This is a genomic window from Gordonia otitidis NBRC 100426 (assembly GCF_000248075.1).
Classification (GTDB): Bacteria; Actinomycetota; Actinomycetes; order Mycobacteriales; family Mycobacteriaceae; genus Gordonia; species Gordonia otitidis.
Map to the genome: position 1 here is coordinate 34,460 of NZ_BAFB01000033.1, position 10,354 is coordinate 44,813.

9 protein-coding genes and 1 pseudogene are annotated in these 10,354 nt (G+C 67.3%); 7 read left to right on the top strand and 3 right to left on the bottom strand.

The features are described from left to right. The first annotated feature begins 5 nt into the window (after nucleotides 1-5). Nucleotides 6-2,819: a DEAD/DEAH box helicase gene (locus GOOTI_RS03525; RefSeq protein ID WP_007237184.1), complete on the top strand. Its 2,814-nt coding sequence runs from the start codon at nucleotides 6-8 to the stop codon at nucleotides 2,817-2,819. Nucleotides 2,820-3,000: 181 nt separating this feature from the next. Next, the gene (locus tag GOOTI_RS03530) at nucleotides 3,001-3,870 is read left to right on the top strand and encodes a DUF4333 domain-containing protein (RefSeq protein ID WP_039993283.1); all 870 of its coding nucleotides are present in this window, start codon (nucleotides 3,001-3,003) and stop codon (nucleotides 3,868-3,870) included. On the opposite strand, the gene GOOTI_RS03535 is transcribed toward GOOTI_RS03530, so the two are convergent. Beyond that, entirely contained in the window at nucleotides 3,871-4,836 is a 966-nt protein-coding gene (locus tag GOOTI_RS03535; protein ID WP_007237187.1) for a 5'-3' exonuclease, read from the bottom strand. It abuts the gene before it with no gap. Between the two features lie 13 nt (nucleotides 4,837-4,849). Here GOOTI_RS03535 and GOOTI_RS03540 point away from each other — a divergent pair, with 13 nt between their 5' ends. After that, nucleotides 4,850-6,010 (top strand): M24 family metallopeptidase, encoded by a 1,161-nt coding sequence (locus GOOTI_RS03540; RefSeq protein ID WP_051997850.1) that lies wholly within the window; start codon nucleotides 4,850-4,852, stop codon nucleotides 6,008-6,010. A 43-nt stretch (nucleotides 6,011-6,053) separates the two neighbouring features. On the opposite strand, the gene GOOTI_RS03545 is transcribed toward GOOTI_RS03540, so the two are convergent. Then, on the bottom strand, nucleotides 6,054-6,458 hold the full coding sequence (locus GOOTI_RS03545) for a PPOX class F420-dependent oxidoreductase (RefSeq protein ID WP_007237189.1): 405 nt from the start codon (nucleotides 6,456-6,458) through the stop codon (nucleotides 6,054-6,056). Nucleotides 6,459-6,537: 79 nt separating this feature from the next. Between GOOTI_RS03545 and dprE2 the strand changes: the two genes are divergently transcribed. Genes dprE2 through GOOTI_RS03565 form a run of 4 tightly spaced genes read left to right on the top strand, consistent with a single transcriptional unit; the run spans nucleotide 6,538 to nucleotide 10,119 of the window. Continuing rightward, entirely contained in the window at nucleotides 6,538-7,314 is a 777-nt protein-coding gene (gene dprE2, locus GOOTI_RS03550) for a decaprenylphospho-beta-D-erythro-pentofuranosid-2-ulose 2-reductase (protein ID WP_039993292.1), read from the top strand. After that, nucleotides 7,311-8,543 (top strand): bifunctional cobalt-precorrin-7 (C(5))-methyltransferase/cobalt-precorrin-6B (C(15))-methyltransferase, encoded by a 1,233-nt coding sequence (locus tag GOOTI_RS03555; protein ID WP_007237191.1) that lies wholly within the window; start codon nucleotides 7,311-7,313, stop codon nucleotides 8,541-8,543. The genes dprE2 and GOOTI_RS03555 overlap by 4 nt, the downstream gene beginning before the upstream one ends. Beyond that, nucleotides 8,540-9,361, top strand: a complete 822-nt coding sequence (gene cobM, locus GOOTI_RS03560) for a precorrin-4 C(11)-methyltransferase (RefSeq protein ID WP_007237192.1) — start codon at nucleotides 8,540-8,542, stop codon at nucleotides 9,359-9,361. The genes GOOTI_RS03555 and cobM overlap by 4 nt, the downstream gene beginning before the upstream one ends. Next, nucleotides 9,358-10,119, top strand: coding sequence for a cobalt-precorrin-6A reductase (locus tag GOOTI_RS03565; RefSeq protein WP_007237193.1), 762 nt, complete (start codon nucleotides 9,358-9,360; stop codon nucleotides 10,117-10,119). The genes cobM and GOOTI_RS03565 overlap by 4 nt, the downstream gene beginning before the upstream one ends. Here GOOTI_RS03565 and GOOTI_RS03570 read toward each other — a convergent pair. Further along, a pseudogene (locus tag GOOTI_RS03570) lies at nucleotides 10,107-10,354 on the bottom strand (ATP-binding protein); the annotation flags it as partial. The gene GOOTI_RS03565 and the pseudogene GOOTI_RS03570 overlap by 13 nt on opposite strands.

The window sequence follows — 10,354 nt, forward strand, 5'->3', positions numbered from 1 at the left end:
CCGTGATGTCCGCTGAGCACACGGAGTTCGACCGCTTCGCGGAAGGACTGTCGTTCCATCTCGACGACTTCCAACGTGTGGCCTGCCACGCGCTCGAGGACGGGCGCGGCGTCCTGGTGTGTGCACCGACCGGCGCCGGCAAGACGATCGTCGGCGAGTTCGCGGTGCACCTGGCCCTGGCCGGCGGAACCAAGTGCTTCTACACGACGCCGATCAAGGCACTGAGCAACCAGAAGTACGCCGATCTCGTTGCGGTGCACGGCAAGCAAGCGGTCGGGCTCCTGACCGGCGACAGCTCGATCAATTCCGACGCTCCTGTGGTCGTGATGACCACGGAAGTGGTCCGCAATATGATCTACGCCAATTCGCCGGCACTGCAAGGCCTGTCGCACGTCGTGATGGACGAGGTCCACTTCCTCGCGGATCGCTTCCGGGGCGCGGTGTGGGAAGAGGTGATCCTGGGTCTAGACCCGTCGGTGCGCGTGGTGAGCCTGTCGGCGACTGTCAGCAACGCCGAGGAGTTCGGTGACTGGATTCAGACGGTCCGGGGCGAGGTCACGGTCATCGTCGACGAGCACCGGCCGGTTCCGCTCCAACAGCACATGCTCGTCGGCTCGCAGATGTTCGATCTGTTCGACCCGCACTGGCAGGGCGGAGGCAAACCGCAGGTCAACCCCGAGCTCAAACGCTACATCCGGCACAGGATGTTGCTCGCCGACGAGCGGGAGGGTGCTCGTGGACGTGACCGGCGATCAGGGCGGGGCCGAACACGGTCGCCGGCGCGGGGTCGTGGACCGGGAGCACTGGCACGCCCGCAGCTCGTCGCCCGTCTCGACCGCGAGGGGTTGCTGCCGGCGATCGGTTTCATCTTCTCCCGCGTCGGATGCGATGCCGCGTTGGCGCAGTGTCTTCGATCAGGGTTGACGCTGCTGACCCCTGAGGAGTCAAGCGCGGTCGACGAGGTCGTCGACCGCCACATCACCGAGATCGCGCCGGGAGATGCCGACGTGCTCGGAGTCGACGAGTGGCGGGCGGGTCTGCGCCGTGGGTTCGCCGCGCACCACGCAGGCCTTCTCCCAACCTTCCGGCACACGGTGGAAGAGCTCTTCGTCAAGGGCCTGGTGCGGATGGTGTTCGCGACCGAGACACTCGCTCTGGGCATCAACATGCCTGCGCGATCGGTCGTGCTCGAGCGCTTGGTCAAGTTCAACGGCGAATCGCACGTCGACCTGACACCGGGGGAGTTCACCCAGCTGACCGGTCGCGCGGGACGTCGAGGAATCGACGTCGAGGGGCACGCCGTCGTGGTGTGGACGCCGGAGCTCGTACCCGAGCAGGTCGCCGGCCTGGCGGGGGCGCGGACCTTCCCCCTGCGCAGTTCCTTCGCGCCCGAGTACAACATGGCGGTCAACCTGATCGGTCGGCGGGGACTCGCCGGATCGCGTGAGCTGCTGAACCGGTCGTTCGCACAGTTCCAGGCCGACCGCTCCGTCGTCGGACAGTCCCGCAAGGTCGACGACATGTACCGCAGGTTGCGCAAACTCGATGTCGAACTCGCGGGCGCGGCGACGAAACGGGGGATCGAGCCGGGCAGTATCACCGGACTCGACGACGACAGCACCGACGCCGACCCCCGGGATCCGTATCGCGGCTTCCTCGGTTACGTGACGCTTCGTGAGGAGATCCGCAGGCGAGAACGTGACCTCAAGTTCCGCAGCCGCGTCGCCTCCCAGGAGTCGACGGTCGCCGACCTCGCTGCGCTCAAGCGCGGACATGTCATCGGCGTGCCGGGCGGCCGCCATCGCGGACTCGCGGTCGTGCTGGAACCGGCGACCCAGTCGGCCGACCCCAAACCGCTGGTACTCAGCGAGGACGCCTGGTGCGGTCGAGTGGGTACGCGCGATTTCGTCAATCCGCCCGAGGTCCTCGGTCACATGAGGTTGCCCAAGAATCCCGATCGCCGGACGGGACGTGGTCGGCGCGACCTGGCATCGGCGCTGCGGTCGACCGGCATCGAAATGCCGCGCGGTCGACAGAAGAAGAGAGCGTTGGCCGCCGACGACACCGAGTTGGCTCGTCTGCGCCACGAACTGCGCGCACACCCTGCGCACCAGATCGCCAACGGTGACGACCTGTTCCGACTCGCCGAGCAACGTAATCGACTGATCCGTGAGATCGTCTCGGCCGAACGCGCGATCGACGAGCGCACGTCGACGCTCGGCGTGACCTTCGACAGGATCGTGGGCGTGCTGATGGAGTTCGGTTACCTCGAGAAGGTTCGTAACGAGGTCGAGGTCACGCCGACCGGGCACCTCCTCAGTCGTATTTACAGCGAGAGTGACCTGCTGGTGACGGAGTGCATCCGCGCCGGGATCTGGGACACGCTCGGGCCGGCAGAGCTCTCGGCCGTCGTCGCCGCGATGGTCTTCGAGTCGCGACGCGACAGCCACGCGGGCGCCGATGCCATGCCGGGCAACACGGCGTTGCGCACTGCGATCGCCGAAACCGTCGACATCTGGCATCAGGTCACCGATGTGGAACGCCGACACGGTGTGTCGCCGACACGCGAACCGGACACCGGGTTCTCGATCGCGGTCTCGCTCTGGGCTTCAGGACGGTCACTCACGGAATCGCTGGCTGCTGCGGGGGAACGCGGCCAATTGCTCTCACCCGGTGACTTCGTACGTTGGAACCGGCAGGTCGTCGACCTGCTGGAACAGATTCGACTAGGCGTCGGCGACGACGCGCCGCTCGCTCGCTCGGCTCGCTCGGCGGTAGGCGCAATCCGTCGCGGTGTGGTGGCCGCGGAGCTCGGCTGAGGTCACAGGGAACTCGCTGCCACAGGCTGTACCGCCTGAACGACCACGAGGATCCGCTGCGGTAACCTTCACTTCGCATAAGGGTCGGCGGCGACGTCACGGGAGACATACGTCAGGCCGCGGAACCGGATCGTTCGACATGCCCACCGGCACCACTGCCGGCTGATCGGAAGAGAGACGTATGAGCCAGCCGTACGAGCCCGAAACTCCAGGCGACAAGTCCCCGGCCGACAGCCAGTCACATCAGGGTGGTCACCCCGGTGAGCAGCAGCCCGGTCAGGGTCAGCCCGGCCAGGGCCAGGCTCCGCAGTACGGTCAGCCCCAGTACGGTCAGCCGCAGTACGGGCAGGGTCAGCCTCCGCAGTACGGTCAGCCGCAGTATGGGCAGGGTCAGCCTCCCCAGTACGGGCAGCCCCAGTACGGTCAGCCCCAGTACGGACAGGGCCAGCCTCCCCAATACGGGCAACCCCAGTACGGTCAGCCGCAGTACGGGCAGGGCCAGCCTCCCCAGTACGGGCAGCCCCAGTACGGACAGGGCCAGGCTCCCCAGTACGGGCAGCCCCAGTACGGGCAGCCCCAGTACGGTCAGCCCCAGTACGGACAGGATCAGTCCCCCCAGTACGGCCAGCCGGTCTCCCAGGGTGAAGCGGCAACGCAGCCGGGTCAGGTCGGTCAGCCAGGCCAGCCCGGCGATCAGTTCTCTTCGATGACAGTCAAGTCCGGTTCCTCGAAGCGCACGCGGACGGCGATATTCGGGGGCATCGGAGCTCTCGTCGTCATCGCTGCGATCATCCTGATCACGGCATTCGCATGGCCCGGTTGGGCGCCGAAGTCATTGGACCAGAACGCGGTACAGGACGGCGTCAAGCAGGTTCTGACGAAGGACTACCAGGCGACCAACGTCACGGACGTGTCGTGCCCGTCGGGACAGAGCGTCGAGAAGGGCCACTCGTTCACCTGCACGGCAATGGTCGGCGGGCAGAAGCAGCAGGTGAAGGTGACAATCCTCGATGACGACGGCAAGTACGAGGTCTCACGCCCCACGAGCTGATCAGCGCACGCGCAACTCCCAGCCGAGTGCATCGGCGAGCCTGCCGACCGACGCTCCTATGCGCAACTCTTCGATCAGGTTCGCAAGCCTGTCGGGATCCGCTGGTGCACTCGGCAGATGGTCGTCCGGTCGGCTCTCGACGGTCGGCGCGTCGGTCCGTACCGTCACGACGGTGCGAGCGGCGCGCAGATACCCGGTGGAATCGCGAAGTGATGAGCGCACCCGCGGCGTGAGAGTGCTCGACGTGTCGAGCGCCGCCTCCTCCAGCGCGTCGAGGTCGCCGTACGCGGTGATCAGCTTCGCCGCGGTCTTCTCGCCGATTCCCGGTACTCCGGGCAGGCCGTCGGACGGGTCGCCGCGCAGCATGGACATTTCCGCGTACGCGGTTCCCGCGCGTTCGACCGGTACCCCGTAACGGTCGGCGACCTCGGTCGGTCCCATCAATTCCGCCTTGGCCAATCCGCGTCCCACGTAGAGGACTCGGACAGGCACGGGATCGTCGGCGACCACCTGCAATAGGTCGCGATCGCCACTGACGACAATCACCTCGTCCTCGGACTCAGCGGCGGCGAGCGTCCCGATCACATCGTCCGCCTCGCACCCTGTCGCACCCGAGGTCGTTAGGCCCGCGGCGGCGAGCACGTCGAGGATCATGGCAACCTGCGGGGTGAGGGTGTCGGGAACCTCCTCGACATCCACGTCTTCCGCGTCGTCGGTGCCCGTGTGTGGTACCTCCTGCGCCACCCGATGTGCCTTGTAGGACGGCAACAGCTCCGTCCGGAACGTCGGTCGCCAGTCGAGGTCGAGGCACACGACGAGTCGAGTCGGCTGATGTGCTGCGACAAGTGAGGCGATCGTGTCGACGAAGCCTCGGACCGCGTTGACCGGCCGCCCATCGGCTGCGGTCAGTTTCTCGGGCAGCGCGTGAAACGAGCGGAACCACAGGCTTGCGCCGTCGAGCAGCATTACAGATCCGGCCATGTCCCAACTCTGCCATCCGCGTAGGCTTCGACTCGTGACCGCCACTGCAGAAGAGCGTTTCGACGCGGAAGTCTATCGGCGCCGTCTCGCGCGCGCCGCTGTGCTGACCGGTAAGGCAGGGCTCGACGCGCTCATCGTCGCTCCGGGACCGGACCTGCGCTACCTGACAGGTTCGCGCGCCGACACGTTCGAACGTCTCACCGCTCTGGTCATCCCCGCTGCAGGCACAGCTCGGCTCGTGATCGCACGTCTCGAACTCGCTTCCGTCCGCGATTCCGCAATCGGTGAACTCGACGTCGACGTCGTCGACTGGGTCGATGGCGACGACGCCCACGCTCTTGCGCTCGAGGGGTTGCCGACGCCATCGGCGGTCGCGGTGTCCGAATCGATGCCCGCCCTGCACCTGGTGCCGATCGCCGATCGGTTGGGAGCCACACCGACATTGGCCACCCCGGTCCTGCGCCAGCTGCGAATGATCAAGGACGACAACGAGATCGCAGCCTTGAGGCGAGCCGGCGCCGCGATCGACCGCGTGCATGCACGGATGGGCGAGTGGTTACGCCCGGGACGTACCGAGGCCGACGTCGCCGCAGACATCGCCGAGGCCATCGTCGCGGAGGGCCATACCGAGCCGGAGTTCATCATCGTCGGGTCGGGTCCGAACGGCGCCGACCCCCATCATGAGCAGTCGGATCGGGTGATCGAAGCCGATGACATCGTCGTGATCGACATCGGCGGCCCGGTCGAACCGGGCTACAACTCCGACTCCACCCGCACCTACTGTTTCGGGCCGCCGTCCGATGACACCGCACGTGCCTATGCCGCACTCGAACTCGCCCAGCGCACAGCGGTCGCCGCGGTGCGGCCCGGCGTGACAGCCGAGGAGGTCGATGCCGCTGCCCGTGACGTTCTCGTCGACGCCGGATTCGGTGAGAACTTCATCCACCGAACCGGCCACGGCATCGGATTGTCGGTTCACGAGGAGCCGTACATCGTGAGCGGCAACGGCCTCGTACTCGAAGCGGGCATGGCGTTCTCGATCGAGCCCGGCGTGTATTTCCCCGGACGCTGGGGCGCGCGCATCGAGGACATCGTGATCGTGACCGACGACGGTTGCGAGCCCGTCAATGTGCGCCCCCACGAATTGCTGGTGCTCTGAACCGATCCGAATGCGGTCCGGTGAACTGACGCGTCCCGCCGGCTCAACCGTCGAGCAGTGAATGTGAACCGAGCACGCGGCGCACGTCGATCTCGATGACGACCCGCTCCGGATTCGGCTTCGGCTCCCGATACCGCTCGGCGTAGCGTCGTTCGGCCTCTCCGACGTGACCGCGGTCCCGATACACCGTCGCCGGTCCCTCGAGCGTCAACCATCGCGGACCGTCGACGTTGGTCACCGAGGCGTAGCCGGCCCGCTCGCAGTTGCGGACTTTCTGGGAGCCGGAGCGCGTGATGACGCGAGCTATCCCGCTGGCGGGATCGTAGGTGAATCCGACGGCGACGACGTGCGGGGTGCCGTCGGGTCTCAGAGTCGCGAGTGTCGCGAGGTGTCGTTCGCCCAGGAACTCGAGCGCTGCAGGACCGAGGTCGTCGGGAGTACGCGGCATGTGGGCAACGATAGTCACCGCCGTGATTCGGCCGGACACCGATGTCGGTGCCGCGGCCACCGGTGGAATACTTCGTGTCATGGCGCGCAACAACGCACACGACGTTCCCGGGACGGTTGTCCTCTTCGGTGGACGGAGCGAAATCGGCATCGCCCTCGCTAGGCGACTCGTCGGCGGCCGCACTGTGGTCCTCGCGGCGCGCAGATCCGCCGACCTCCACGACGAGACGGCCGCGATGCGCGCAGCAGGCGCAGTCGACGTCGTGACGCTCGAGTTCGATGCCGACGCGACCGACACCCATCCCGCGCTCATCGAGACCATCACCGCGGAGCACGGGCCGGTGGCCATTGCGATCGTCGCGTTCGGCATCCTCGGTGACCAACACCGCGCCGAGGTCGACGCGGCACATGCACTCGCGATCGCCGAGACGGACTACGTCGGCCAGATCAGTGTGTTGACGCCCCTGGCCAACGCGCTGCGCAGTCAGGGGTCGGGAACGATGATCGTCTTCTCGTCGATCGCGGGCGTGCGGGTACGGCGCGGCAACTATGTGTACGGGTCGGCGAAGGCGGGACTCGACGGCTTCGCCAGCGGCCTGTCCGACGCGCTATACGGATCCGGTGTCCGCCTGCTGCTCGCACGTCCGGGATTCGTCATCGGCAACATGACCGCGGAGCTCATGGCAGCCGGCACCAAACCCGCACCGATGTCGGTCGATGCCGACCAGGTCGCTGACGCGGTGGCGCAGGCGTACCGCCGCGGGCGCTGGGAGGTGTGGATCCCCGCGCCACTGCGTCTCGTCGGATTCGCGATGCGCTTCGTGCCACGTGCGATCTGGCGCAGGTTGCCCCGATGACAACTGCCTCCGCCGAGGTGGATTCCGCACCGCAGTTCGTCGTCGTCGGTATCGGAGCCGACGGATGGACCGGGCTGACCGACCGGGCGCGTGACGAATTGCGAACTGCGACCGTGGTGTACGGCTCCTCTCGCCAGCTCGACCTCCTTCCCGGACTCGACGCCACCACTGTGGCATGGCAATCCCCGATGTCCGATCATCTCGGTGCGGTGCTGTCGGCCGCAGTACCCCGCGTCGTGCACATCCTCGCGAGTGGGGATCCGATGTTCCACGGCGTCGGATCGACAATCGTGAAAGCCGTGGGGCGCAGCAGAGTCCGCGTGCTTCCTGCGGTGTCGTCCGCGAGTCTGGCGTGCGCAGAGCTCGGCTGGGACCTATCGAGAACACAAGTGGTCAGCACGCTGCGCGCCGACGCCGAAGCCGTGGTTCCCACTCTCACCGACGGACGACGACTCCTGGTGCTCAGTCGGGGCGCCGCCACACCGTCCGAGATCGCAGATGTGCTCGTACGCACCGGGTTCGGGTGGTCGACGATGACCATTCTCGAACAGCTCGGCGGTCCGCGGCAACGCATCGTCGACTGTCTTGCACGGTCGTACAGACCACAGTCGCACGATGCGCTCAACATCGTCGCGATCGACTGCGTCGGTCCGCGCTCGACACGGGCGCCGGGACTGCCCGACGACGAGTACGAGCACGACGGGCAGCTCACCAAGGCTGCGGCGCGTGCGCTGACCGTCGCGGCCCTGGCGCCGGGCGGGCAGGCGTTGCTGTGGGATGTCGGCTCCGGGTCGGGGAGTGTCGCGATCGAATGGTTGCGCGCGGACCCGGACGGGACTGCGATCGCATTCGAACGCGACGCCACCCGTGCCGAACGGATCATGCGCAACGCCCGCCGTCACGGTGTGCGAGCCGCACTGACCGTCGCGGGCGCGGCGCCGGCGGCGCTGACCGTCGCGCCCGATCCCGATGCCGTATTCATCGGTGGTGGTCTCGACGAGTCGGTCATGGACATCGTGTGGCGCGCGCTGCTGCCGGGAGGCCGACTGGTCGCCAATGCCGTCACGATCGAGACACAGGCGGTGCTCGCCGACTGGCACCGTCGCGTCGGGGGCACGCTCCGGCGGCTGTCGATCGAGACCGTGGAGCCGCTGGGTTCGATGACCACGTGGCGCCCGGCATTGCCCCTCGTGCAGTGGGTCGTCACGCGAGAGCTCGACGAGCCATGACCGTCTACTTCGTCGGCTCGGGGCCGGGCGCACCAGACCTCATCACCCTGCGCGGCGCGCGAATCCTCGGGCAGTGCGCCACCTGCCTCTACGCCGGCTCGCTGGTCCCGCGAGAGCTTCTCGAACTCTGCCCGCCCGGGGCGACGCTGATCGACACGGCGCGCATGCCGCTCACCGAGATCGTCGGATACATGGTCGATGCGCACGCCTCCGGCGGCGATGTGGCTCGTCTTCATTCCGGCGACATCTCGCTCTACTCGGCGTTCACCGAACAGCACCGCGAACTCACACGTCTGGGCATCGACGTCGAGATCGTGCCGGGTGTACCGGCTTTCGCGGCAGCCGCCGCCGCGCTCGGCGCGGAGCTCACCGTCCCGGCTGTCGGGCAGAGTCTTCTGATCACGCGCGTGTCGACACTGTCGACTGACATGCCGGACGGCGAGGAACTCGACCGTCTGGCACAGACCGGCGTGACCCTGGCGCTCCATCTCGCCGCGCACCGGGCAACCCAGATCGTTGCGACCCTCGTTCCGCACTACGGGTCGCAGTGCCCCACGGCGACAGTGGCTTTCGCATCGCGTGACGACGAAGTCGTGCTCAGGTGTCCGCTGTCGGAGCTCGCACAACAACTCGCCGATCACGGCATCCGCCGTACCGCGGTCATCTTCGTCGGCCGGGTACTCGATCCGACGTCGGCCGCGACACCCAGCGACAGCTACCTCTATTCGCAGGCCCGCATGACCAAACTGCGCGATGTCGGTCATGCTGACGGCCACCACGGTCGAGACGGTGGTGGCGGCCGGGATCGGTTGGCATGACCGACGGTCCCGCCGTCCTGATACTCGGGGGCACCGGAGAGGCCCGCGAACTCGCAGCGATGCTTCACGCCGAGGGCATTCCGGCCGTCAGTTCCCTTGCAGGCCGGGTGAGTAGACCACGACTACCCGAGGGTGCGGTGCGGGTCGGTGGATTCGGGGGAGCGGCCGGACTACGACAATGGCTACGCGACAACGGAATTCGGGTCGTCATCGACGCGACCCACCCCTTCGCGAGCGGAATCAGCGCCAACGCGGCGGCCGCCACTCGAGCGGGCGGCCCACCGTTGTTGCGTCTGTGCCGCGCGCCGTGGTCGCCGGGTGTCGACGACGCGTGGTTCCGGTTCACACACATTGCCGATGCCGCGCGGCATCTCGACGGTCGACGGGCCCGCGTGTTCCTGACCACCGGGAGACAGGATGTCGACGTCTTCGCCGACATCTCGTCGGCATGGTTCCTCATTCGCGTCGTCGATCCACCGCGGACCCGTATGCCTCCCGCGCACACCATCCTGCGGTCCCGCGGACCCTACCGTCTCGCCGACGAATTGGACCTGATGCGCGAACACCGGATCGACGTACTCGTGACGAAGAACAGCGGCGGCGACATGACACGCGCAAAGCTTGATGCGGCAAGAGAACTCGGCATCGAAGTCGTGATGGTCGATCGGCCGGAGGAGCCGGACGTCCCCGCGGTGGCCGACGTGCGAACAGCCCTCGATCGGGTACGCGGTCTACTCGACGACGGTCAGCCGCTGTGATGGCGTGGCGTGAAGACCAGCCGACCCGCGGCCCGCTCGGCCACGGTGGTCGTCGACGACCCGATGATCAGCATCGTGCGCATGTCGACGACCGTCGGGTCGAAGGCGCCGACGGTGGTCACCGACACGGACTCCTCCGGCCCGCCGACGTCGCGCCCGATGATCATCACGCGATCACTCGGCACCATCTCCGACAACATCTCGTGTAACCGCGGGACCTGCCAGGTCCGGCTCT

Bases quoted from the DNA above. Each gene is read 5' to 3' on its own strand.
- GOOTI_RS03525 (WP_007237184.1), top strand. From the start codon at position 6: ATGTCCGCTGAGCACACGGAGTTCGACCGCTTCGCGGAAGGACTGTCG.
- GOOTI_RS03530 (WP_039993283.1), top strand. From the start codon at position 3,001: ATGAGCCAGCCGTACGAGCCCGAAACTCCAGGCGACAAGTCCCCGGCC.
- GOOTI_RS03535 (WP_007237187.1), bottom strand. From the start codon at position 4,836: ATGCTGCTCGACGGCGCAAGCCTGTGGTTCCGCTCGTTTCACGCGCTG.
- GOOTI_RS03540 (WP_051997850.1), top strand. From the start codon at position 4,850: ATGTCCCAACTCTGCCATCCGCGTAGGCTTCGACTCGTGACCGCCACT.
- GOOTI_RS03545 (WP_007237189.1), bottom strand. From the start codon at position 6,458: ATGCCGCGTACTCCCGACGACCTCGGTCCTGCAGCGCTCGAGTTCCTG.
- dprE2 (WP_039993292.1), top strand. From the start codon at position 6,538: ATGGCGCGCAACAACGCACACGACGTTCCCGGGACGGTTGTCCTCTTC.
- GOOTI_RS03555 (WP_007237191.1), top strand. From the start codon at position 7,311: ATGACAACTGCCTCCGCCGAGGTGGATTCCGCACCGCAGTTCGTCGTC.
- cobM (WP_007237192.1), top strand. From the start codon at position 8,540: ATGACCGTCTACTTCGTCGGCTCGGGGCCGGGCGCACCAGACCTCATC.
- GOOTI_RS03565 (WP_007237193.1), top strand. From the start codon at position 9,358: ATGACCGACGGTCCCGCCGTCCTGATACTCGGGGGCACCGGAGAGGCC.